Origin of the sequence: Paraburkholderia sp. Tr-20389 (genome assembly GCF_017104565.1) — a bacterium.
GTDB lineage: Bacteria > Pseudomonadota > Gammaproteobacteria > Burkholderiales > Burkholderiaceae > Paraburkholderia.
Map to the genome: position 1 here is coordinate 52,034 of NZ_JAAGPD010000016.1, position 24,919 is coordinate 76,952.

At 57.2% G+C, this 24,919-nt stretch carries 19 protein-coding genes; 11 read left to right on the forward strand and 8 right to left on the reverse strand.

Translation table 11 applies throughout. The annotated features are described in order from the left end of the window. Positions 1 to 111 precede the first annotated feature (111 nt). The 4 genes from G3N95_RS17640 to G3N95_RS17655 form a co-directional block, all read right to left on the reverse strand. Positions 112 to 1,458: a 2-hydroxycarboxylate transporter family protein gene (locus G3N95_RS17640; protein ID WP_205971373.1), complete on the reverse strand. Its 1,347-nt coding sequence runs from the start codon at positions 1,456 to 1,458 to the stop codon at positions 112 to 114. Between the two features lie 614 nt (positions 1,459 to 2,072). Then, positions 2,073 to 2,351: a hypothetical protein gene (locus tag G3N95_RS17645; protein WP_205971374.1), complete on the reverse strand. Its 279-nt coding sequence runs from the start codon at positions 2,349 to 2,351 to the stop codon at positions 2,073 to 2,075. Positions 2,352 to 2,706: 355 nt separating this feature from the next. Next, positions 2,707 to 3,903, reverse strand: coding sequence for a porin (locus G3N95_RS17650; RefSeq protein WP_205971375.1), 1,197 nt, complete (start codon positions 3,901 to 3,903; stop codon positions 2,707 to 2,709). 731 nt (positions 3,904 to 4,634) lie between these two features. After that, entirely contained in the window at positions 4,635 to 5,144 is a 510-nt protein-coding gene (locus G3N95_RS17655; protein WP_241018647.1) for an aspartate/glutamate racemase family protein, read from the reverse strand. Positions 5,145 to 5,489: 345 nt separating this feature from the next. Between G3N95_RS17655 and G3N95_RS17660 the strand changes: the two genes are divergently transcribed. Further along, a complete protein-coding gene (locus tag G3N95_RS17660; RefSeq protein WP_205971377.1) occupies positions 5,490 to 6,446 on the forward strand; it encodes a GntR family transcriptional regulator in 957 nt (318 codons plus the stop codon). Between the two features lie 320 nt (positions 6,447 to 6,766). Here G3N95_RS17660 and G3N95_RS17665 read toward each other — a convergent pair whose 3' ends face one another. The 3 genes from G3N95_RS17665 to G3N95_RS17675 form a co-directional block, all read right to left on the reverse strand. Next, a complete protein-coding gene (locus G3N95_RS17665; RefSeq protein ID WP_277398018.1) occupies positions 6,767 to 7,714 on the reverse strand; it encodes an amidohydrolase family protein in 948 nt (315 codons plus the stop codon). A 223-nt stretch (positions 7,715 to 7,937) separates the two neighbouring features. After that, on the reverse strand, positions 7,938 to 9,176 hold the full coding sequence (locus tag G3N95_RS17670) for an MFS transporter (protein ID WP_205971379.1): 1,239 nt from the start codon (positions 9,174 to 9,176) through the stop codon (positions 7,938 to 7,940). A 483-nt stretch (positions 9,177 to 9,659) separates the two neighbouring features. After that, a complete protein-coding gene (locus G3N95_RS17675; protein ID WP_205971380.1) occupies positions 9,660 to 10,730 on the reverse strand; it encodes an isocitrate/isopropylmalate family dehydrogenase in 1,071 nt (356 codons plus the stop codon). Positions 10,731 to 11,006: 276 nt separating this feature from the next. On the opposite strand from G3N95_RS17675, the gene G3N95_RS17680 reads away from it, so the two are divergent. The 3 genes from G3N95_RS17680 to G3N95_RS17690 all read left to right on the forward strand — a co-directional run bounded on the left by G3N95_RS17680 (position 11,007) and on the right by G3N95_RS17690 (position 13,976). Further along, positions 11,007 to 11,789: a TIM barrel protein gene (locus G3N95_RS17680; protein ID WP_205971381.1), complete on the forward strand. Its 783-nt coding sequence runs from the start codon at positions 11,007 to 11,009 to the stop codon at positions 11,787 to 11,789. Between the two features lie 217 nt (positions 11,790 to 12,006). Beyond that, positions 12,007 to 13,323 (forward strand): 3-oxo-tetronate kinase, encoded by a 1,317-nt coding sequence (otnK, locus tag G3N95_RS17685; protein WP_205971382.1) that lies wholly within the window; start codon positions 12,007 to 12,009, stop codon positions 13,321 to 13,323. Next, positions 13,320 to 13,976, forward strand: a complete 657-nt coding sequence (locus tag G3N95_RS17690; protein WP_205971383.1) for an aldolase — start codon at positions 13,320 to 13,322, stop codon at positions 13,974 to 13,976. Before otnK ends, G3N95_RS17690 begins: the two co-directional genes overlap by 4 nt. 155 nt (positions 13,977 to 14,131) lie before the next feature. Here G3N95_RS17690 and G3N95_RS17695 read toward each other — a convergent pair whose 3' ends face one another. After that, positions 14,132 to 15,025 (reverse strand): LysR family transcriptional regulator, encoded by an 894-nt coding sequence (locus G3N95_RS17695; RefSeq protein WP_205971384.1) that lies wholly within the window; start codon positions 15,023 to 15,025, stop codon positions 14,132 to 14,134. 363 nt (positions 15,026 to 15,388) lie between these two features. On the opposite strand from G3N95_RS17695, the gene G3N95_RS17700 reads away from it, so the two are divergent. The 7 genes from G3N95_RS17700 (at position 15,389) to G3N95_RS17730 (ending at position 24,880) form a co-directional block, all read left to right on the forward strand. Next, the gene (locus tag G3N95_RS17700) at positions 15,389 to 16,729 is read left to right on the forward strand and encodes a cation:dicarboxylase symporter family transporter (protein WP_205971385.1); all 1,341 of its coding nucleotides are present in this window, start codon (positions 15,389 to 15,391) and stop codon (positions 16,727 to 16,729) included. A gap of 83 nt (positions 16,730 to 16,812) precedes the next feature. Beyond that, positions 16,813 to 17,889, forward strand: coding sequence for a pyridoxal-phosphate dependent enzyme (locus tag G3N95_RS17705; RefSeq protein WP_205971386.1), 1,077 nt, complete (start codon positions 16,813 to 16,815; stop codon positions 17,887 to 17,889). Between the two features lie 160 nt (positions 17,890 to 18,049). Further along, entirely contained in the window at positions 18,050 to 19,165 is a 1,116-nt protein-coding gene (locus G3N95_RS17710) for an MFS transporter (RefSeq protein ID WP_241018649.1), read from the forward strand. A 96-nt stretch (positions 19,166 to 19,261) separates the two neighbouring features. Then, on the forward strand, positions 19,262 to 19,921 hold the full coding sequence (locus tag G3N95_RS17715) for a LysE family translocator (protein WP_241018650.1): 660 nt from the start codon (positions 19,262 to 19,264) through the stop codon (positions 19,919 to 19,921). Positions 19,922 to 20,253: 332 nt separating this feature from the next. Then, on the forward strand, positions 20,254 to 21,255 hold the full coding sequence (locus G3N95_RS17720; protein ID WP_205971387.1) for a LysR family transcriptional regulator: 1,002 nt from the start codon (positions 20,254 to 20,256) through the stop codon (positions 21,253 to 21,255). 508 nt (positions 21,256 to 21,763) lie between these two features. After that, positions 21,764 to 23,206 carry a dihydropyrimidinase gene (gene hydA / locus G3N95_RS17725; RefSeq protein WP_205971388.1) on the forward strand — a complete coding sequence of 481 codons (1,443 nt, stop codon included), beginning with the start codon at positions 21,764 to 21,766 and terminating at the stop codon, positions 23,204 to 23,206. A gap of 45 nt (positions 23,207 to 23,251) precedes the next feature. After that, a complete protein-coding gene (locus G3N95_RS17730) occupies positions 23,252 to 24,880 on the forward strand; it encodes an ABC transporter substrate-binding protein (RefSeq protein WP_205971389.1) in 1,629 nt (542 codons plus the stop codon). The last annotated feature ends 39 nt before the right edge of the window (positions 24,881 to 24,919 follow it).

The window sequence follows — 24,919 nt, forward strand, 5'->3', positions numbered from 1 at the left end:
CTTATCTCGATGCTGTGGCATATCGCAGTGATCAGTCGACGTAATCGAGTGTGAGAAGGTCGCAGGTTCTTAAATGCCGACGGCCAGCTTATCGCTGGCCGTGATTGGAATTTACGAAAGTCGCGAGAGGATCAGCAACGTTATAGTCACAGTGATTGCCCCTCCTATCCGTGTCGCAATTTGCGCAAAAGGCATCAGGCTCATCCGGTTACATGCTGTGAGGATGGCAACGTCGCCAGTTCCGCCTTGGCCGCTGTGGCAAGCATTGACGATAGCCGTGTCGATTGGGTACATCTTGAGCCACTTACCGACGACATAGCCAGTGCTCATCAGTGCTGCGACGGTGCAGGCAATTGTGACGACGTTCGCTACGTTGATCGCGGCCATCAGCTTGTCCCATGGGGTCATAGCAGTGCCGATCGCAAACAGCAGAGGATATGTCACCGCGGTCGAAAAGAATTGGTAGACGATCTTTGCTCCGCCTTCGAGATTCGGCGATACGAGGCGTGTGACCTTAATGAACACCGCTACGAATAGCATTGCGACGGGAGCGGGAAGGCCAAGCACCCGGTGGCCCAGCAACCCGACGAGGTAGAGGCTGATTGCAGTAATTGCAGCTGCTGCGACGGTATTTACGTCTGGCGTGGTCGGTGCAGCTTCAAACCGAGGTGTCTTCGGGATGTCCTGTGCGGGCTGGAGTGTCCCGCGGCCCGTGAGATGCGGCCGCTTTTCCCCAATCCAGCTTAGCAGCCCGGAGAACAGAATGGCGCAAAGGCTGCCGATCATTACTGCGGGAAGAACCTCAGCAAAGACGGGACCTTGGGGAATATTCAGGATTTCAGAATAACCAACGGACAAGGGAATCGCACCCTCTCCGACGCCTCCTGCCATGATCGGAATGACGATATACAGCAACGTATGCTTTGTTCCCAAACCGAGTAGCGTGCCGACGGTGGTTCCGACGATTCCGGCCACGATAGACCCAGCGGCGAGGGGGAAGAATATTTTTGCGAAGCCTCGTATCAGGACCTGACGGTCCATGCTGAAGATGCTCCCCACGATGATCGACGCAATAAAGAGATACATGAAATTGCTGACTTGGGTGAAATTGGTCACCATGCCGAGCAATTTTTCCGGAAGCAGATGATGGAACGCGAGGAATGACGGAAGAAAGGTCGCAACGATAGCCGCCGATCCGATTTTGTTGAAGAACGGAAGGCGCTTCCCGAGTTCGGCGCATGTGAAGCCGCAAAGCACCAGAACGGCGATCGCCATGGATATCTCGCCTGGCACCTTTCCAGTGATCACGAAGCCGGCGACCAGTGCCAGCAGCAGAAGATAGATCGGAAGAGGGATGATGCCGACCCTGATCTCGACGATCGCCCACCATCCGAACGGCCAGAACGAAGTACGTTCCGTTTCAGCCTGGCTAGATGCCAGGTCTCGCGTTTGTTGCATTGGTCGTCTCCTTAATTCGACTTCGTTCACGAACAACGGGCGCGGAGCGACGGGACCTTCGCGAGACTGTCGGCAGCGGACTCTCTGCAGGCAGACCGTTTCGGCACTCATTCACGCGATCCGACGTTTCTCACAGCGTTTTATGATCATAAAACGCAAAGCGCAGACGTTGGGATCGGTGTTTACACGGGTGTTTGCGGCTATCGGGCTAGATCATGAAGAAGTTCGCTCGCTGTAAATGCATTACGTGTTGAAAAAACGCATAAACGGTCATGCTTGAAATATTTACTTTCAAAACGTAAGACGGACCGCGCAACTATTGATTGGCGAACCTTTCTTGCGACAGAGGTCGTGACAGGGGAGATCTGGCTGCGCAGGCAGCTTGGAGGCGGACTCAGAACGATGTTCACGAGCGCGCCCCTTGAGTCTTGGGAGCGCGCTCGGGGTCTCGGGTCGTATCCGACACGGATGTCAGATCGGACTGTGTGACGTTTGTGGACTCGCGAAGCCGGTGTTTTAGCGGGCAGCATGGCAGAATCTTGCTCCCCACACCTGTCCAGGCGTCGTTCAATAAAATGCTGAAGCGGGAGGTGCGCTGGAATTATTGATCGTCATCACTGGTGAGCGTAGACGGTTGAGTTCAGGTAGGCGAGCTGGCCGTCTTTCTCCGCATGGACGAGGTCGCGATACACCTGTGCGTGGGTTTCTTGTTGAGCCGCCGTGCCGTAAGGGGGAATCCAGTGACCGGCCTGCGCGGCGGCACCGACGAGCTTCACTTGCGTCATGGTCGGTTGATATGCCGCGTAGTTCGGCGATGAAGCGGGGGTTTGTGCGAACGCACTGGTGGCCGTTGCGAGGCCTGCGAATGCTGCTGCAATCATCATTGCTTTCATGATATCGATCCTTGGTGGTTGAGTCGTCACTAGCGGCTGTCATCGTTGGCTAACCGTTGTGAACAGGTTATTCCCAAGGCGGTATCAGAAAGGAAGCGTCATTGTGAAGAAAGTTTAATCTCGCAAACTGAGCCTCGAGCGACGAGTATTGGTCTGTCGGCAAGGGTCTGGATTATCTATCCGAAGGCTTGCCCGTATTAAATTTCGTCTAACGATGAGTTCGACGCCTCATTGAAGCATCATGCTCCGGAGGGCGTCATAGTTACTGGCCGGGGGTCAAGAAGCGGGGCCGGGCTGGAGAGCTGTGCCGCAAGTGCGGCTGGGGACCGCATGGGTCCCGAGCCAGTCTCAACTTTCAAAACCTATGCGTCATGCCGACGATGGCAGCTACGGCGCGACCGGTACTTGAGTAGGTCGATCCGTAGAAATTCGCGACTGCTGCCTTTCCAGTGGAGTCGGTACCCGAGGCTGTTTCAAAGAAGCCATCAGCATATAGGGAAGTGCGTCTCGTTACCGAGTAGGTTGCGCCGATATTGACCTGATTGTAATGCGCACTACCATAGTCGCCCGCTCCGGAATTGCGTGTGTAGATGTAGGCTGCTGCAAGTGTCAATGCGGGGCTCGCAGCATATTTTACGTTCAGCTCTCCGGAATTAAATGTTGCGCTTCCACCGTTGTATTTGATCCCATAGCTTCCACCGGCATTTACCGCGCCCAGATCCCGGAATTGGGTGTTTGAGTAAAGGGCGGAGACTGTAAATTGACCTGCGACGTAGGATCCACCGGCTGTCACAATCTGTTGTGAGCCGGCGGATGCGTAGCCACCAAAGATTCGGCTTGGCATATTGTTAGAGGAGCCAGCGGCTGTCGTCGAGGAGTTTCCCTGGTCGCCGAACGTCGCATAGTAAGGGTCCTTCGTGAACATGTAGCTCGCGCCGAGCTTCAGCGGGCCGTTCGCGTAGCCAAGCCCGATGTCTTTTACCGAATTCTGCGCGAACCTTCCTGCTACATTCCCCAATCCGTAGAGCACGCCGAGCGTGAACCCGCCGACGTTCGGACTCGTGTATTTCACAGAATTCTGGATGCGATTCGACGTATCAACGTTGTCGACGTCAGCTGCTCGCGTGCCGTATCCCAGGCCACAGGCGGCCCAGTCCGCGCCAGACGCAAACACGCTCGTCGTGTCGTTGCTGACCGAGTATTGGCGGCCTAGAGCGAGCGTCCCCCACGATGCACTGCTCAAGCCAATGAACGCTTTCCGGCCGAATAGTAGGCCGCCTTGACCCGATGCTCCAGTGCCAACTGTAAATCCGTTCTCAAGGTTGAAGATTGCGTCGAGACCATCCCCGAGATACTCAGAACCTCGAAGCCCCCAACGCGACGGGGTGGCAGTGGAAACGCCATAGGATGATCTGCCCTTGATGTTGCTGTTATAGAGGAGGCCCGCGTCGATCACCCCGTACATATTCAAACTATTCTGTGCTCGTGCCGTGCTCGTGGCGACGCACAGTGCTATGCCGACAGCGATTCCAGCCGCCTTGTCTGCGGTCATCCGCATGCGCTTTAAACTGCGGTGTAGTTCACGGGCGTCTGTGCTGGTTAATCTGCTCCACGTGGGGCGCGCGAGCCAAGGTTTAGGTTTGTTTTGCATTCGAGTCCTGGGTTTAAAGACCGCGTGAGAGTGCGGCAGGAACGAATGCTAGTTAATCGTGCATCCATCGCTTAAGCATTGATTCACATAAGCATGTCACATAGACGAAAAGCTGGTTACTGTCTGTTTAGTTAGATGCTTCGTCCACAACGAGACGAGCACAGTCGAGGAGCACGATTTTTTTCGAAATATTCAAATGAATCAACACGCCGGAGGTATTCACTTTGGTTTTCTTGGGGGCGTGCGTGCGCGACTATCGGCTAACGCGACTGGATGATTATTCAACGTTCCGAAAGATAAAATTTCAGGAGACGCGTGGTGAAATGAATACGCCATGCGAAAGGATCAATCCTCGAAAACACGACAACGAGTTCCGCTCCTATGGCGTGCGGCAATGCAAGGTTGATCGACCGTCTTCGAGCCTGCGTACTACGCTCATACCGATATCACGTAGCACCGCGCCTGTCTAACTGACGTCTCGGCCTTAAAAGAGGGAGAGTTTAGTCGGGGATGACCTGTGTGATTTGATGGCTTAGTTTCACGTCATCACACCGCGACGTGACTTGCGTGGCGCGATTGATTCTGTGCAAAGCGTCGCATGCGGCTTCCGGCTACACGCGGCTTGCGCTCGCTCAGCTCTGGCCGAGCAATGCTTTGAGCCGTTTTACCGCGCTGTCCGTCGTCGTCAGTGTCGGGCGTCGAGAGGTCAGTTCAGCAGCGGCATGTGCACTTGTCATCGAAAACTGCGCGAAACATATGACGTCGTCGCCCGAACCGTCCGCACAGGCCTGGGCAATCAGTTGGTCATGGGTCTGTCGGTCACCCCCCTTTAGGGCATCCAACGCACCATCGACGAAAATCGGTGTAACCGCGATTGCGGCGCCTCTGCTCGACGCGAGTTCGTCGAACTCCCGCATGATCGGGGCTAGTGCGGGTTTGAACGTCGCAACCAGCAAGATTTTTCGACCAATTTCGAGGGCCTCTTCAATCATCGCCTCGTTTGGCTTGAGTACTGGAATATCGATGCCCGTACGGGCCGACTCAACGGCTAGTCCGAACGATGAGCAAGTGAACAGGATTCCATCCGCACCGGTATCCAACGAGTACCGCAGGAGCGCTGAAAATCTGGGGGCCAGAGACATGATGTCGCCTCCGGCGCGGTCGAGATCCGCGGTAAGGGACTCGTCAAGAAGGTTGCAAGTTGTAGCATCTGGCCATAGCCGCCGGAAGCTTTCGGTAATTGGTTCAATCGCAACGGGCGTTGCGTGAATGAGGCTGATCCGGGCGCCGCTGCTCATAAACCCTCGCGTTATAAAATTGTACGGAGACATCCGATAGTACAATAGACTGTATGAAATTGGGTGCTCGAAATTGCTTACCGTGGTCGGAATTGCTGCCGTTTTGGTTGTCGACGGTAGCCCGGCTGTGTTCCCTTGCATCAAACTACAATCTATGATAACAACAGGGAATCACTTGTCCAGCCCACCATGAAAACTGACATAACAGGCGCTCTCGCTGACCAGGTAGCGGCGAAAATCGTTGATATCGCTCGCACGCGCTCGCTTCGAGCGGGAGACCATCTGCGCGAAGAAGCGCTGGCTTCCGAGCTGGGACTTTCCCGTTCACCTGTGCGACGAGGTCTCGCCTTGCTCGCAGAGCATGGCATTGTCGTGAAGGAACCTAATCGCGGAATCTTCCTGGCCCTCGACGCGCACGGGATCGACATCTCCAAACTGCCATTCGGCGTCGATCCGCTCGAAGACCTCTATTTACGCTTGGCGGACGATTGTCTGACAGAGGAGTTGCGCGAAGAATTTTACGAAGCGGAATTGCTTAGACGGTATGACGTACCACGGGGACAGCTGCTTAGGGTGCTCACGCGGCTTGCCAACGAAGGAATGATCTCCCGCAAGCCGGGGCAGGGGTGGAAAATCAATCCATTCGTGCATGATCGCGAAGCGTATATCCAAAGTTACCGGTTCAGGATGGCTATTGAACCGGCGGCGTTGCTCGAACCTGCTTTTCGCATCGACAAAGCAGGCTTCGCCAAGGCGAGAAAGGTTCAATTGGAGATGCTTGAAGGCGACATTTTCAAGTTGCCGCGGCCGATGTTGTTTAAGCACGGGTCGGAGTTTCACGAGATGCTCGTAAGGTGCTCGGGCAACCGATTCTTCATTGAAGCAATGGAACGTCAGAATCAGCTTCGCCGCTTCATGGAATACAAGGCCGCGACCAACCGCACCCGCCTGATTCGGCAGTGCCAGGAGCACCTCGAGATGCTCGATCTGATAGAAAGTGGTGGCCGCGATCACGCGGCCGCTTTTATGCGGAAGCATCTGGATGTTGTCAGCAAGATCAAGGCAAGGGAGGAGGAGCAGGAAGAGGCGGAACTGCACGGGGAACGAAAAGCGTCCGTGCGTTCTATCCCCGAAGCGCATTTCTAGATCGGCGGGTCATGGCTCATGGGTATCCGCTGCTCCCGATTCTGCCGGGAAGCCTGTGGGGCACTGCAGAAATGTGCCTTGGACAGTCTTCATTTTGAAAACCGTGCGAGCTTGCCCGCTCGGCCCGTGTTGGGGAAAGCGTTCGGCGCACGTCTCGCTGTATGGGGTATCCAGTTCCTGCGACGCCATTTAAAGATGATTCTCATGACCCCGGTAGACCGATCATAAAACGCGTGGGAAAACGGAAGGGCCCGAATCCTGTACGAATGGACCGAGGACATATGTCTCTGGGCAGCGTAGGGACGCAGATTGCAACAGTGTCATTCCGCGAATTTGAACAGGCGTGCAGGATTGTCCACGAGGATGATTCTTCGTGTCGCACCGTCTGGTACCCATGCGAAAAAGTTTGCCAACAGGTTCCTGTCGTCGACGGGGTAAAAGGGACTAATATCGTCGCGGTCGCGACCGGTAACTTTCCGTGAATCAGTGTGAGGCCAGTCAGTTGCCCACAATACGCGATGGGGGTTCGCGTTCAAGAAGGCGGTAGCGAGTTCGCGCATGCCCGGATATTCTGACGGAGCAGACACGTGGTACATCGCGGACAGCTTCACGTACGTATTGCCCTCGATCAGCATTTCTAGTACTGAACGCATCCCATCTTGATCCAGCCCCGTCGAGTCTGCCCCGGCAAAGTGATCAAGGACGAACGGAGCGGGAGATGCCCGAATCACGTCTGCTAATGACGAGATGATCTTTAAGGGGAAGAATGCCTGCACGTGCCAGCCTAGTTCCGCGGCCTGTTTGGCGGATCTCTCGAGCACACGCTTAAGTACAGGCATCTCCTTGATCCCGCCGGTCTGATTGATCCGGATACCGACGATACCTGCCGCCCGTAGGCGATCTATTTCTATCGAGGAAGGGTTGGAGGAAATCACGGCGATTCCCTTGGCTGCGGAGCCGAGTTCGCTGAGGGCATCCATAAGGCATGAATTGTCAGTCCCGTAGAAGCTTGGCTGAACGAGAACAGAGCGCTCGATCCCGAGTTTTGCATGAATGGATCTCAACTCGCCGACCGAAGCCATGGGTGGTGTGTAAACCCGTGAGCTCACCATCGGATAGCGATTGTACGGACCTATCACGTGCGAATGACAGTCGCACGCATGCGCGGGCAGGCACAAGGCAGAATGCGCGGGAGCCGGTTTGCAGGCGGCGGCAATGAGTGGAGTTGCGGACGCGGCGGCGCAGCCGACGGCGATTGTCTCTAGCATATTGCGACGGGTAACCACATCTACTCCGTTGGTTTGTTGTGTCTTCAGGTCTTCAGGCGACTGAAATGCCTTTGCGGGTCATCTGTCCAGATCGCGCGTCGCGATCTGATCAGCTGCCGGAGGGCTGTCAAAGTCGGACGGCGGCATCAACATCACAGACATATCGATGTAATGCCGACGCACGTCAATGACCTCTCTATCCACTTCGCAATGCAATTCGGGGTTAGCCGACGCTGACATCCGAAGGCTGCGCCTGGTGCCGAGGGCGAAGCAGCCGCGGAAGTAGCGCTGCCAGGACGCTTGAGATTCCGATCAGAGCTGCCATGCATAACAGCCCCGCAGAGAAAGATCCGGTTGTGGCTTTCAGCCAACCCATAAGTACCGGCCCCATGAAGCCGCCGAAGGCACCGATTGAACTGATCAGGGCAAGGCCACTGGCCGCTCCCTCACCTACAAGGAATTGAGGTGGAATTGACCAGAAAATGCCTCGTGCGGAAGTCACTCCGACAATTGCGATTGTTAGTCCGATCATCGCTACAGACAGACTTGGGATCCACACAGCCAGGAGTAGACCGCTTGCACCCAGTGCGCAGGTCACGGCGAGGTTAATGCTGCGACGCCCACCCCGATCGACAGCGCCGGACCAAAGGATCGTCGCGATGCAACCGCAGAGATATGGCACTGAAGACAGCAGCCCAATCGTAATGATCGACAAGTGATGCTCGCGCAGAATTTGCGGCAGGAAGATGCCGATTCCGTACGATCCGACGGTAAAGCCGAACTGAAGCACTGAAAGGGCAATGACACGCATGTCGCGCACTACCGCGCGGAAGTTCGTGCTTGCGTGAGCGCGGTGTTCGTTTGCAACGGCCTTCGTCAGCGCTTTGCGTTCTTCAGGGGTAAGCCACGAGGCGACATCGGGCCGGTCGGCAAGCGCGAAAAGAAGGACGATTCCGAGGACAGTCGCAGGCAACCCTTCGAGAATGAACATCCACTGCCAGCCGGCAAGATTCAACAAGCCATCAAGCTGCATGATTGCCGCAGACAGTGGGCCTGCTACTACTGCGGACAGAGGGATCGCCATCTGGAACCACGCTAGCGCGCGGCTGCGAAAGCGTTTGGGAAACCACGCCAGGAAGAAGAACATGACGCCCGGATTGAACCCAGCTTCCGCCACACCGAGCAAGAACCGCACGACATAGAAGCTCGTCGGGCCGGTGACCAGCGCGGTAGCCGCAGAGACAAGTCCCCACGTTATCATGATCCGCGCTAACCAGATTCGGGCACCATAACGATAAAGCAGGAAGTTGCTGGGGACCTCAAAGAAGCAATACCCAAAAAAAAGGATGCCGGCACCCCAGCCGAAAGCTTCGGTTGTCAGTCCTAGCGCCTTGTTCATGGTCAGGGCTGCGAAACCGATGTTGGTGCGATCAATATAGTTGACGAGGAAGCAAAGAGTCATCAATGGCACTAGCCTAAGCGCCGCTTTTCGGATAGCGGAGCTCTCAGGCGACGAGACATCTGCGTTCGTAGCTAACTCGTCAGACGATCTGGTGCTCACTATGTTCTCCTAATTTAATCAAAGAAATTATTATCGATACTTAAATCGTGGCGCCTTCCTGTATGCACCGATTTGCGTGCCGCTGGCTCGAAAGTGACTCGCTCCGGAGGCCTGCGCCAGACTGCAGATGTGAGGCAGGCGAGGCGTCACATTCGTAACGTCGCCTGTCGTCGTGATCACTTCTAGGTGTGTCCTGTCCCGGCGTCCTGGCAATCTGAAATGTGGTCCGCGACGGTTTACCGAGACTGCGCGCTCGATACTAGATCGGCAGACCGATTCCACGACCGACGATCGTAGTAGAGGACTGCAGGCAGACGCTTCTGCCCGCACGCGTGCAGATTGATCCACTCTTCGATCTCTCGCCCGGCTCTAAGGGGACATCCACTACGCGCGCGAGTCCCGCATGTTCTGACAAACTGCCTCAGCTACGACCATGGTGCCGGCGGTGCCGCCGAGGTCACCGGTTCTCGTTTCAGGTTTGGCAAGCGCTGAATCAACGGCGAGTTCGATGGATCGTCCCGCAGCTGTAAAGCCCTCGGCACCGGAACGGAGTCCAAGATGGCTCAGCAGCGACGCCGCAGAAAGGATCAGGCCAATGGGGTTAGCGATCCCTTTTCCTGCGATGTCGGGCGCGGAGCCATGCCCGGCATTGGCAGCAGCATGCACGTCGCCGACATTCAACGCTGATGCCATTCCAAGGCCGCCGGCCAGCGCGTTGACGAGGTTCGACAGGATATCGCCAAACATGTTCGTTGTAAGAACAACGTCGAACGCCGAGGGTTTGGTGTAGAGCTCGGCGGCGATGGCGTCGACGTCAATCTCGCGGAGCGTCACGTCGGGATAGTGCTCAGCTACCTTGTTGACTTCTGCCATGAACAGGCCATCAGTTATTTGCATGACATGGCGTTTGCCGACGACCGTAACATGCTTGCGTCGCATCATGGCAGTTCGGAACGCCACCTCCGCGATTCGCTGCGATGCTTTGGCGGTTATCAAACGAAGGGAGATGGCTGAATCGGGGGTCGGCATGAACTCTCCGTAACCTCGGAAGAGGTTGCGATCGGCGTAGAAGCCCTCTGTGTTCTCGCGCACGATGACGCAGTCCAGCCCGGGATGCGCTTTCGGAACGCCAAAGCGCGAACGCGCCGGCCGTATGTTGGCATACAGGTCCAACTGTTTGCGGATGGTGCCAGGGATGTTTATGCCGCCCTCATTGACGGGCGGGTAAAGGGTCATTCCACCCGGTCCGAGCAACACGCCGTCGGCAGCTCGGGCGGCCTCGACGATTTCCGGGGGCAGGGTCGTTCCAAGCCTGCGGTGGAGCGCCATCCCAACCTCATACACTTCGAGCTGAAGATTTAGTCCGAACCGTCTGTCTGCTTCGCGGACGACAGCAAGGGTCGCGTCCATGATCTCTGGACCGATGTCATCACCTGGGAGCACTGCAAGTTTCATTTCGTACCTTCCTGATTACGGTTAAATCATTTCGCGTGCGACACCCTCGGGCGCTACTTTTGAGAGTTGTCTTGTTGCATACGTTGCCTCTGCGGGGACGTCTTCTATTTCGATACGATTGTACGTTACAATTCGGAAAAACAATCCAGGGTTTCTTCCAGGACCATCGCGTCGGGAAGCTCGGGCAACGTGAGCCATGCTGTCTGGCACAAAACGGCGACGCTCTGTCACTGCCGACCGTGCCACGCACGGCACACCTAACGTAGGAGAGCAGGTATGAAACTGAGCGCTCATCTGGGATATCAGTTCAACGAGGTTCCCTTTCTGGAACGCTTTGAGCTGGCTGCGCGGTATGGTTACCGCGCTGTGGAGTTTCCTGCACCGTATGGTTATGCGGTGAGTGTCTTGAAGAACCTAATGGACGCCCACGAGCTCAAGCTGGTGCAAATCAGTGCGCCGATGGGTAACACCGCGGCGGGTGAAAAGGGCATCGCGTCATTTGCGGGTCGCCGGGACGAGTTCGTGGCAAGCGTGAGCATTGCCCGCGAGGCAGCGTTGGCCCTCGGCTGTCCTCGTGTCCATATCATGGCCGGTGTTCGGACCGACGACGCAGCAGGAAACTGGGACGCCTACGTCGAAAATCTGCAGCGGGCAGTAGAGACCTTCAGTAGCGTCGGGATCAAGACGCTAGTCGAGGTCATGAGTCCGCAGGAGGTCCCCGGATACCTGATGTCGTCGTTCGAACAAGCTGAGGCACTTTTCTCGGCGATACCGAATCGGAATCTCGAGCTTCTGTTCGACACCTACCACGCGGCCGTCTTGGAGCCCGATCTGCTGGCAACGCTGGAGCATTGGCTGCCCCGAATCGGCCACATCCAGATCTCCGACTTTCCGGGTCGGCACGAGCCGGGTACCGGTGCACTACCTTTCGACCAGATTTTCTCCCGCTTGAAAGCATGCGGATATCAACACTGGGTTGGATGTGAGTATCGACCGCTGTGCGACACAGTAGGCGGGTTGCGTTATCTAGCGGCATACCTCGACGCCCCCGGAAGCTGACATCATCGGTGCACAGCCCACTGACCCTCTCGTCTCCGCAAGCTTAAGCGCAGCGACGGGCTCTCGGGCGATCATTTGCGTGACTAATATCAGCGATCTGTCATTGTATTTCGGAATATGGAAACACAACGGCAGCAAAAAGGACGAAGCGGTCATCGCCAAGGATTTCCAAGCATCGATGTGTTGGCGAACCGCAAGATCAAAGGAATAAGACGACATGACGCCCTCTGCTAACACGCCCTTGCTGGGCTGCATCGCCGACGACTTCACCGGCGCAACCGATCTCGCGAACATGCTGGTGCGCGGCGGCATGCGCACGGTCCAGAGCATCGGCGTGCCCGCTGCCGACACGCGTATCGAAGCCGATGCGCTGGTCATTGCGCTGAAGTCGCGCACCATCGACGCCGCTGACGCCGTCGCGCAATCGCTCGCCGCGCTTGAATGGCTGCGCGCGCAAGGCTGCCGCCAGTTCTTCTTCAAATACTGCTCGACGTTCGATTCGACCGACAAAGGCAACATCGGCCCCGTCGCCGACGCGCTGCTCAATGCGCTGTCGCCGATCGGCGGCGGCACGCCGTTCACGATCGCGTGTCCGGCGTTTCCGGAGAACGGCCGCACGATCTATCGCGGGCATCTGTTCGTCGGCGATGTGCTGCTGAACGAGTCGGGTATGGAGCATCATCCGCTGACGCCGATGACGGACGCGAATCTCGTGCGCGTGCTCCAGCGGCAGACGCGCTCGACAGTCGGTCTCGTGCGTTATGACGCCGTTGCGCAAGGTGCCGACGCGGTGCGTGCATCGATCGATGCATTGCGCCACGACGGCGTGCGTATGGCGATTGCCGATGCCGTCTCCGATGCTGATCTCTACACGCTCGGCGAAGCGTGCGCAGACTTGCCGCTGATCACCGGCGGATCGGGCGTCGCGCTCGGTTTGCCCGCGAATTTCCGCCGTGCCGGTTTGCTCGACGAAGCTATCGACGCAGGCGAGTTGCCGCGTATCGAAGGCGCGTCGGCGGTGCTGGCGGGCAGCGCGTCGAAGGCGACCAATGCACAAGTCGCGGCATGGCGCGAGTCGCGCCCCGCGTTTCGCATCGACCCGCTCGCGGCCGCGCGCGGCGAGCCCGTCGTCGAACAGGCGCTGGCCTTCGCGCGCGAGCACATGAACGCGGCTCAACCGCAGCCCGTGCTGATCTACGCGACAGCATCGCCCGACGAGGTGAAGGCCACGCAGCACGAACTCGGCGTTGCGCAAGCAGGCGAGCTGGTCGAGCGCACGCTCGCATCGATTGCGCGTGGGTTGCACGATCTCGGCGTGCGCAAGTTCGTCGTGGCGGGCGGCGAGACTTCGGGCGCGGTAGTCCAGGCGCTTGGCGTCGACATGCTGCGCATCGGCAAGCAGATCGACCCGGGCGTGCCCGCGACGGCGACCATCGGCGCTGCGCCGCTTGCGCTCGCGCTCAAGTCCGGCAACTTCGGTGCAATCGATTTCTTCGCCAAGGCGTTGCGTCATCTCGACGGAGGCGCGCAATGACGCTCGCCATTCACACCAGCAACGAAGCACAGGTCCGCGAGGAAATCTGCGTGACGGGCGCGAGCCTGTACGAGCGAGGCTATACCGTCGGCAGCGCGGGCAACATCAGCGCGCGGCTCGACGACGGCTGGCTCATCACACCGACGGATGCATGCCTCGGCCGACTCGACCCCGCGCAGATCGCCAAGGTCGATCTCGACGGCAACGCCGTGTCAGGCGGCAAGCCGTCGAAAACGCTCGCGCTGCATCGCGGGGTCTACGAGCGCAACCGCGAAGCGCGCGGCATCGTGCATACGCATTCGACACATCTGGTCGCACTGACGCTGACTGGCGTGTGGAGCGACGCCGACGTGCTGCCGCCCATCACGCCGTACTACGTGATGAAGGTCGGTCATATTCCGCTGATCCGCTACCGCCGTCCTGGCGACCCGCAAGTCGCGCAACAGATCGCCGCGCTGGCCGACAGCGTGCGCGGCGTGCTGCTCGAACGGCTCGGCCCGGTCGTGTGGGAGCGTTCCGTCTCGCAGGCTGCCTACGTGCTCGAAGAACTGGAAGAGACGGCGCGTTTGTGGCTGATGACGAACCCGCGCCCCGCGCCGCTCGGCGAAGCCGCGCTCGACGAGTTGCGCACGGTGTTCGGCGCGCGCTGGTAGCCCGCTCACGCGGCCCAGGTTATGCCAACCGGCGGATCATCCATATTCGGGGAATGACCGGAGGAACTGTCTCTCATGAAGGGGTTGCCATGCGAGCGGTGTTGTCTGGGGGATCCGTGTTGTGTTTGCTTTGTGGCCCGGGCCCACTTCCGATCTCATGGTAAATCAGCTAGTTGACTGCTAAGCTGGTCCGCGAATTTTTCCGCTGCGATCGACAGGGTCCGCCCTTTCAGCTGTCCTAAAACCACCCGGAGATGGTCAATGTCGAGTGTGCTGATGGGCACGCCGCATATTCTCTCGTCGGCTTGGGGTACGGCACTCAACGGTAGAAAAGTAATCACGGACTCCCGCACAACAAAGCCACGCAGAAATTCCAGGGAGTCGGACTCTACCGCTTGCTCAGCCTGAAGCTGCAGCCGCCAGGACGCTTCGTCCAGCAGCGTTCGAATCGCAAGGGACTGGCTAGGCATAGCGACGGGATGTCTGAGGCACTCCCGAAGCCTGACCGACTCCAGCCGTGCCAACGGATGCGATCTGCCGACCACGGCACAGAGCGGTTGATGCTTGATGAGCAACTCCTGCACGTCGGCGGAAGGGGGCGGGTCAATCAGCAACGCGAGGTCCGCCTCGTAGTTCGCAAGGGCACGGATCCCTAGCACATTGTCGCGGACGTCAAGAGAGAACGTAACCTGCGGATATTGCGACCGATACTTTGCAATCTCGTCCGGCAGCACGCTGTCGACAAAAGCCTGCGAACAGGCCAACGTTACATGGCCACGACGGACACCGGCCAGGTCGGAGAGCTGGGCGTGTAGCCGCTCGAAATCAGCGCTCTGATCACGGATGTGACGGAGCAGAAGCTCCCCCGCTGCATTCAGGCGCATGCCTTGGGGTAATCGCTCAAAGACAGCCGTCCCGAGTTCTTCCTCGAAGTCCTGGATCTTTCGGGTCAACGCCGACGGCGTGATGTGAAGATGGTCGGCTGCCTTGCGGATGGATCCTCGACGCGCGACTTCTGCGATGAAGCGGTATATCTGCAGATGTCTCATTAAGGTCCCAGTCAGAATGCAGCAGGCGTTGCGTGCTTCGCATTAGATTACCAGAAATGTCTCTGATGGCCGCATCGGCTTACCACCCCGCTGCGTTCGCCCTGTGTCGCGGGCAGTGACGCTACGAAGGAAGGGCGAGGGGCCCGCTTTCGCATGTAACGGCGCGGGGGATAAAAGGAAAGCAGGAACCCATTCATCTGTGTTGCGAAAAATGCAACGCCCCGATGATAGATCAGCACTAGCCTGCAACAGCCGCGACTCCTATATTCCGCTAAAGCTGCGAATCAATTCAGCACCCCGGCATCGGCAGTTCGGTTATCGAACAACCTCGCTACGGCCGCAAATAAAGCAGATAGGAGACGTATGGACATTTCAGCAAAGAAAGTGGTCGCTCCCTCGACGCGAAGCTCATTGCGCGTCGGCCTTGCCTGGCAAATCGTAATAGGAATGTTCGTCGGAATCTTGGTCGGCTTCGCTCTAAGCAAGTATCCGGACGTTCGAAGCACGGCTATCGCCAATTACATCCAGCCGGCAGGCGATCTCTTCATCAGGCTTATCAAGATGGTGGTCGTGCCGATCGTTTTCACGAGCATGGTGGTAGGAATCGCAGGCGTAGGCGACGGGAAGTCCCTGGGGCGCATCGGGTTCAAAACGATCGTCTACTTCGAGATTGTCACGACAATCGCAATTGTTATTGGACTAGGGTTCGGCAACATACTGCAGCCGGGCGTAGGCACTGACATGTCGCAACTTGGTCATGCCGATATTTCGAACATCCAGCGGTCAGCTGCGCAAGCCGGACAACATCATGGCTTCATGCATCTGATTCTTGGGATTGTTCCAGACAATATCCTCGCGTCCATGTCGCGCGGAGACCTGCTTCCAGTCCTGTTCTTTTCCGTGGTCTTTGGGCTGGCACTTCAAAGCGTGCCGAGAGATTTCCGGCAACCGGTAATCGATACGCTGCGCGGGATCTCCGACGCCATGTTCAAAGTCACGGGCATGGTAATGCGATATGCACCTGTTGGAGTGGCCGCACTCATTGCCGTCACTGTCGCAAACTTCGGTTTCGCTTCGTTGCTGCCATTGTTGAAACTGTTGGGTGTTACCTACGCAGCCATCATCGTCTTCACGGTTGTCGTCCTCGGCGTTACTGCTCGCGCCTTTGGCTTCAATATCTTTACGCTCCTGCGCATCATCAAGAGCGAACTTCTTATTGCCTTCACGACCTGCAGCTCGGCGACCGTTCTTCCCCAACTGATGCAAAAGATGGAGGACTTCGGCTCTCCGAAGGCCATCACGACGTTCGTCATTCCGACGGGTTACGTGTTCAACCTCGACGGTGCCTCGGTCTATCTGGGAATTGGTACGCTTTTTGTCGCACAGATTTACGGCGTCCATCTCGGGCTGCAAGAGCAAATCGTCCTTGTCCTGACGATGGTCGTGACCTCCAAAGGGGCGGCAGGGGTGCCTGGATTCATGTTTGTCATTCTCCTCGCGACCCTGTCGAGTGCAGGACTGCCTCTCGAAGGGCTGGCGCTGATCGCGGGAATCGACCGCTTTATGGACATGGGCCGCACGGCCTTGAACGTGGTCGGCAACGCGTTGGCAACCCTGGTCATCGCCAAATGGGAAGGGCAATATGACCACGAGAAGGGGCAAGCCTACCTGAGACAGATAAAGGATGTTGAGCAGGTTTCCTGAATTGTCAGGATGTCACTCCGGCGCCCAAAGGGGCAGTCGGTTTTTGAGAAATGCATCATCAAGCAGACTAACGGGAGTGCCCTATGCAACTCTTTGAACTGGATGACCTACTCGGCAAGCTGCCGAGAAAAAGAATTGGGTTCTATCCGACTCCATTCCACAAGCTGGAAAACATGTCCCGTATTCACGGAATCAACCTCTTCATGAAGCGTGAAGATATGGCTGGTCCCGGATCTCTGAGTGGCAGCAAGATGCGGGTGGCTGAACTCATCATTGGACAAGCACTCAAGGATGGTGTCGACACCATCATTACGCAAGGCGCGTATCTCACGAATTCAGGGATGCAGTTTGCGACGGCTGCGCGCGTCGCCGGCCTCACGCCCATCTTGTTCCTTACACGTGACGAAGAGCAACACGGCAAGTTGGCCGATTACCGGGGCAACCTGTTGCTCGACAAGCTGATGGACGTGGAAACGCATTATCTGGTGGCGCCTGGTAGTGCCTACGTGAATCGTCCGGACGACAAGCAGCGTGTGCTGGACGCAATGAACGCCCGAAAGGACGAACTGGAAGCGCAAGGCCGCAACGTATTGATTGTTCCGACTGGCGGAGCCTATCCCACGGGATTTGCCGCACACGTCCGTACATTCAAGGAAATGATCGAACAGGCTCGCGACGCAGGTGTCGAACTCGACTACATCTATCACACGACGGGGACAGGAACCGCCTTGCCCGGCATGCTCGCAGCCAAGCTGTTGACAGGGCACCCGGTCAAGTTCCGCTCGATATCTATCTCGCACTACCAGCCCGACTTCTGGATTAACGAAGCGATCATCACGGAGCGAGTGAAACACATCTTCCGCACGTTCTCGATCGAGCCGCCTTCCGATCAGGCCATTCTCAGTGAAATCGAAGTCGACAACCGGTTCATCGGTGAAAACTATGCGTTTCCTTCGTCGGAGAGTACCGCTGCGATCAAGGAGCTCGCAAGGGCAGAGGGCATATTCCTTGGACCGGTGTACACCGGAAAGGGCTTTGCCGGTCTGCTGGACCACATCCGCACGGGACGGATCGCGCCAGGCAGTAACGTTGCCTTTCTGCATACGGGCGATACGGCAAATCTGTTCGAAGTGCCGGGTGTTGTCGGTGAGCTTCGGTAACGGTCATTGGTTTGTAGTTTGAGAAGAGATGGATTAAATATTGGACAAGGTTTCTATCGTGGACACTACTTCGTGCGACCGTCCTGAGCCTATGGCGAGTGATTCACAGGTCTCGTCTATCAGCCTGGGATTAACGTTGATCATGGCGGTTACATGCGGAATGGCAGTCGCCAACATCTACTACAACCAGCCGATGCTGGGCATCATCGAAAGCACTTTTCCCCTGCAGCGGTCGCTGACGGGATTTGTACCGACAATGACGCAACTTGGCTACGCGCTGGGCCTGCTGCTTCTTGTTCCGCTGGGCGACCGTATTGAACGGCGACGTCTCATCGTGATCCAGTTTGTGGCGCTTGCGTTGTCACTGGCTGCGGTTGCGCTCTCGCCTGACGCATGGTCACTCGTCTTTGCATCCGCACTTGTCGGAGTGTCATCGAGTGTTGCGCAGCAGATTCTGCCGTTTGCGGCGGCGCTGGCGTCGCCTGCGCGTCGCGGAGCCACGATTGGAATTGTGATGAGCGGGCTTTTATGCGGCATCCTGTTTGGTCGGGCTCTTGCCGGAGCAGTAGCCGTTCATTTCGGCTGGCGAGCGATGTTCTGGCTGGGGATGTTGTTGGCTATTCTCGCGGGCCTGGTGCTCGCTGTATCCCTTCCCAAGAGCCCACCGAAAACCCAAGCGACATATGGTGAACTGCTCCGGTCGCTGGCCGCGTTATGGCGTGAAGAGCCGCAATTAAGAAACGCAACCATGATCCAGGCGTGCGTGTTCGGCTCGTTCAGCGCACTATGGACCACGCTCGCCTTGCAACTTGATAGCCAATATCATCTCGGTGCGGACGTTGCGGGACTCTTCGGCATCATTGGCGCGGTGGGCGTGCTTTTCGCCCCCATTGCAGGACGAATTGCCGACCGAAGAGGCCCTCACTTTGTTATCGGCCTCGCAAGCGTCACCATGATCGCGTCATGGGCGGTCTTTTGTGTATGGGGCATGGTCGCTGGGCTGGTTGCAGGCGTAGTCCTTCTGGATTTTGGCGCACAGGGTTCGCAGGTTTCGAATCAGCACGTCATCCAGGCGCTTCGCCCCGAGGCTCGCAACCGGCTGAATGCCATACTGATGGGCGGCATGTTTCTGGGTGGTGCCGCCGGCTCCGCTGCTGCGAGCTTTGCATGGAACCAGGCTGGCTGGACAGCCGTCTGTGCGCTCGGCGCCATTTTTGCCGCCATGGCCTTTTGCGTGCATAAGCGCGGATGTGCATCAATGAAGCGTATACATTGACTTGCCAATCAGCACGAGACTGCGTCGGCATGGTTCGTTGCGCTTCATCGGAGAGGGCGTGACAGGGGCCAGCGATCCAGCCGAATGCACGCCTTCATGCATACGTCTTTCCTGAATCCTTCCGATATGATCAATCTTCCGTTGCTCCTCGCCTTTATCGGCGCTGCCTCTGTCCTGACCGTCACACCTGGCGTAGATACGGCTATGGTCTTGCGGGCTGCGGCAGCAGATGGACGCCGTTCCGCGAGCATGGCGGCTATCGGCATAGCGCTTGGCTGTCTGATATGGGGGGCAGGGGTATCGCTTGGGCTTGGAACTCTGCTGCGCGCCTCCGAGATGGCCTACACGGTCGTCAAGTTCGCAGGTGCAGCGTACCTGCTCTGGTTGGGTGCCAAGCTGTTGCTAAGGCCGCGTGCCGCACTCAATTCAGACATAGCCCTGAAGTCGTCGCGGAACGGCGATGATGCGTTCTGGCGCGGCTTTCTGACTAATATGCTTAACCCGAAGGTGGGCGTGTTCTACGTCACTTTCCTGCCGCAGTTCATACCAGTGGGCAGCAACGCGGCCGCCTACGGCTTTCTTCTTGCCTGCGTGCATGTCGCTCTGACGCTCTTGTGGTTCAGCGCAGTAATAGCCGCTACAGGCCCGCTCAGCAAATTCCTCCGTATGCCTTCAGTCGTCAGGAGTCTGGATCGCCTGACCGGTGGGATTTTTGTTGCCTTCGGTGCGAAACTCGCGTTCTCATCCTCACACTGAGCCGCGAATGTAGGGATTCAAATCGTTCGAACGGTGCGCGAAGTGTCGCCTACTGGTTGCATTCGGAGATTATCTGTACCAGGTCTGCATACGCAGCCGGATCGGTCATCAACGAACTGAGTGGAATTCCCTGCGCTTGGGCATGATCGCCGATACATGCCTGAAGGTTCGTTGAGGTGCTGTTCCTGGCGAGCGCGATCAATATAGCAAGACATCCGAAGCACAGAGACCAAACCACAACGGACGTTACTGTTCTGTGCTTCAGGCTGTTTGAGAAAATTCGAATCGTATTTTCCATTGACGGTCATTCAGACGGTAGATGAGAAGAGTCGATGGGCGACAACGCCATCGGAAGCGGACCCTCAGTCGGAGCGAAATTTATCGTTGATCCATCTATGTGTCCAATGCAAAATCTGCAAACGAATTCATGCAAAGAGAACATAGTTATGCTCGATCTACGCGCGCTTGGTCTTTTCGCCTCGGTGGCCGAAACGAGGAACATGTCTCGTGCTGCTGAACTAAATCATCTCAGTCAGTCGGCCCTTTCCCGACAGATTCAAGCGCTGGAGGAGACGTTGTCGTTCCAGTTATTTGACAGGTCCGGAAAGCGTTTGCATCTCACTGCCGAAGGCGAGAGTCTGCTGCCGAAAGTCCAGGCGTTGCTGGCGCACGCTTCGGAGCTTTCCGAGCACATCGGCATGAGTGCGAAAGGGGAGGTGGGCCTTTTACGAATAGGCGCGACACCGCAGACAATCGAGTCGTTGCTTTCACGGGCGTTGGTATCGTTCCGAACCACGCGACCCTCGATTGACGTGCATCTCCAGGAAGGTTCAAATGCGGAGCTTCTTGAGGCAGTAGAACATGGAAAGCTCCACGTGGCCGTCGCGAACCTGCCGCAACACTGCAACCTCGAGGGTGAGGAACTCTTCAAATCCGCTGTCTGTGCCGTTTTTCGCAAGGAGCATGCGTTATCAGGCAAGAACAGGCTCGATGTGAAGGATTTGAGGCAAACTCCGGTGCTCGCCCTCAGAGAAGGCTTTACCACCCGGGCACTGTTTGACGGCGCGTGCGCGAGAGCACAGGTAAGGGCAAACATTGTGTTTGAGAGCACTAGCACGCATACGCTCTGTGCATTGGCTGCGGCAGGTCACGGAGTAGCGATCGTGTCCTCTGCGTACGAGTCGGCTCCTCGCGGCTGTGTAAGCGTCCCGGTCGTGGACCGGAACAGGTCGCTGGAGCAGCCAATCTCCGTCGTCTGGAATCCCCGTGCTCATAAATCGAGTCTGATCTCGGCGTTTGTTGAGCACATGCACTGTGCGGTTCCTGCCAGCTAATGTGGCGGCCGCCGCGTGGGGGGATTCGCCTTACGAGGTGTTTAAGGCATCGCTCACATCGGTCGTCACCCGAAGAAGTATCTCCGTCGATCACTGATCGCGCGAACGGGCCACGAAACGTCGACGGTCGTGATGCTTCAGTAGTGAAGCCGCGCTCCGGCCTGACCTGGCACGTCTAGTGTGCAGCACGCGCACTACGGATTCCGTTGGCACCTCTTGCCCGGCACTTGCGCATTTTTCCAGACAATTCTCACCCTACGCCTCCCCGACTGGGGCGATCTTTTCGCGCGCCGTGCGCTTACGTGATCAACAAGTATCCGAAAACGTGCACGGTATGCACCTCAATGATGCGATGCAAAACATTGATTTGTTGGGGTTAACGATGTTGACAAGCATGTCGACTAGAAACGAATATTAACGTCATGAACAAACTTGTTCAGGCTTTTTTGACGCGTTAAATTGCCTCCGTGTTGTCAACAAGACGTACCGGTACCCTTCGAGGATTCGCATGACTTCCGCATTCGATCTGGTGGTTCGTGATGCACAAGTAGCAACGGCGAGCGACACCTTTTCCTCCGACGTCGGCATCAAGGATGGTCGGATCGTTCAGTTGGGGCTGTCGCTGCCAGCCGGTGAAAGAGAAATCGACGCCGCGGGGCGAACAGTGACGCCGGGCGGGGTGGATGGGCACTGCCATCTCGACCAGGTCATTCCTCCGCCCACCAGGATGGCAGACGACTTCCTTTCGGGGACGCGATCGGCCGCGTGCGGCGGCACCACAACGGTGATCCCGTTTGCCGCCCAGCAAAAGGGCGAGTCGCTGCGGTCAGCGGTCGATGAGTATCACCGGCGAGCCTCCGGGCGGGCGAGCGTCGACTACGGCTTTCACCTGATCGTTACTGATCCAACGCCTGATGTCGTCAAAAGAGAGCTGCCGCAGTTGATCGCGGAGGGCTATACCTCGTTCAAGATCTACATGACATACGAAGACCTGCGTCTCAACGACAGGCAGATCCTCGAAGTGTTGACGGCTGCGCGGAAGTACGGCGCGATGACGATGATTCACGCCGAGAATTCGGAATGTATCGGCTGGCTCACCCAGAACCTGCTCGACGAGGGATTGGTCGCACCACGTTACCATGGTGCCTCGCGACCCATGCTCGTCGAACGCGAAGCGACCCATCGCGCCATCAGTCTTGCGGAACTCGTTGACGTGCCAGTGCTCATCGTTCACGTTTCGGGCAGCGAGGCAGTTGAGCAGATTCAATGGGCGCGACACCGGGGCATCAATATCCTCGCGGAGACTTGTCCGCAGTATCTCTTCCTGACAGCAGAAGACCTGGGCATCGACGACACCTACGAAGGGGCCAAATGCGTCTGCAGTCCGCCACCGCGGAACGCCTCTAACCAGAAGGCAATCTGGAGAGGCCTCGTCGATGGGACGTTTACGATCGTTTCGTCCGACCATGCGCCATTTTCGTTTGATGACGAGCAAGGCAAGCATCCAAACGGCGAGAAAGTCGCGTTTCCCTATATTCCGAACGGCATCCCCGGCCTCGAGACCAGGCTTCCGCTGCTCTATACGGAGGGCGTGCTCGAAGGGCGGATTTCGCTAAACCGGTTCGTCGAACTCACATCGACGAATCCGGCAAAGATGTACGGCTTACATCCCCGAAAAGGAACGATCGCGATTGGCGCCGACGCTGATCTGGTTATCTGGGATCGTCGTGACCTGACGCTGACCAACGGAATGCTTCATCACGCGGTGGACTACACGCCTTATGAGGGGAGAAGGCTCGGCGCATGGCCTGGCTGCACGATCTCGCGCGGCGAAGTCGTGTGGGACGGTCAACACTTCACAGGAACCGCAGGAACGGGTCAGTTTCTGAAACGGGGACTGCCTTCGATCACGCGGCAAGCCGCCCGCGATTTTGATCCAAACAATAAGTAGTACGTAATCATAGTGAAAGAAAACCAGTCAATGAACGAGGTTACCATGCCAAGAATCGACGCTGTGCCTGCTCCCGTGAAGCGGCTGCGCATATCCGACGCTGCCGTGTGTGGGGCGGTTCTACTTTCCCTCATGGGCGGCAGTGTGCCGGCTATGGCACAGAACAACAATTCGGTGTTGCTGGTTGCGGGCCCCCGTACACCAGAGTCGCTGGACCAGGAGTATCCGCCCACCGAGGCAAGTCACGAAGCTCGGAGGAACATCTACGAGCGCCTCCTGACCTATGAAATGAAGTCAGGCGAGGGCGGCGTCATGGTTGAAGATTTCAGCAAACTCAAGGGCGCCTTGGCAGAGTCGTGGCAGACGTCGCCGGACAAGACCTCGATCACATTTCATCTGCGCAAAGGCGTGAAAAGCTATGTCGGCGACACACTGACTGCAGATGATCTGATGTGGACGTTCGAGCGTGGTTGGAACATGAAGGCGAACTTCCATTGGTACATGACACAGGTTCTGAAAATCCAGGACTTCAAGACCGCGTTCACGAAGGTCGACGACCAGACGGTGAAGGTAACACTTCCGAAGCCGTCTCCGCTGATCGAGAGGATCTGGGTCAACAACGATTTGGGCATCATCGACGCAGTCGAAGCAAAGAAGCACGCTACAACGGAGGACCCATGGGCGGCCCGTTGGCTGTCGAACCACTCCGCTTCGTATGCCCCATACCAAGTCACCAAGTATTCGCCGGGACAGGAGGTGGTCTATGAAGCGAACAAAAATTACTACCGTGGTGTGCCGAAGCTCACTCGCATTATTTTTCGAGAGATGCCAACTTCCGCGAACCGGCTGGCGGCGCTGCAGGCCGGAGCGGTTGACGTCGCGGAATGGCTGCCTGCGCGCGAACTGAACACACTGTCCAGTATCCCGACCGTGAAGGTGTGGAAAGTCTACGGGAACTACGTTCAGCGTGTCGAAATGAATAACAACACGCCGCCTTTCAACAACGAGAAGGTTCGTCAGGCGCTGAACTACGCGGTCCCGCGGGATGACATTCTCAAAGCGGTGTTTTACGGAACCGCTCGGCCAACCAAGAGCCCGATCTCCGAGATCTATCCTGCCTTCACAGACAAATATTTTGATTACTCGTACAACCTGGAGAAAGCCAAGTCACTCCTCAAGGAGGCAGGTTTCGAAAAGGGCTTCAAGACCCAGCTCGGATACCCGACAGGGGATCAGACCGAGGAGGAACTGGCAATCATCCTGAAGACCGCTTTTTCAAAGATCGGTGTTGACGTTGAGTTGCAGAAGTTGCCGGCGTCTACGCTAGTCGAGCGGTATTCGAAGGGGACGATGCCGATGTACTTCTTCCGGGACATGGCCATCGTCCCGGACGCAGGTTATGTGGCTAACCTCTGGCTCAACAGCGCTTCCCTGATCAACTATTCGCACTATAAGAACGAAGAAGTCGATCGACTGATCAACGACAGTCTTTCTTCTACCGACGAATCCAAGCGCAAAACGCAGATGGAGCGCGTGCAGCAACTCGTGATGCAACAGGCCCCCTGGATTTTCCTGATTAACCCGGGGTATCAGCTCGCGACGCGAACCAACGTCAAGGGCTATAGCTGGAACACAACGAACGGAAACACCTGGTACGACTTCTCCAAAAACTGACGGTGGGGTCGTCCCTGACGACCCTGTGGTCCTGGATCT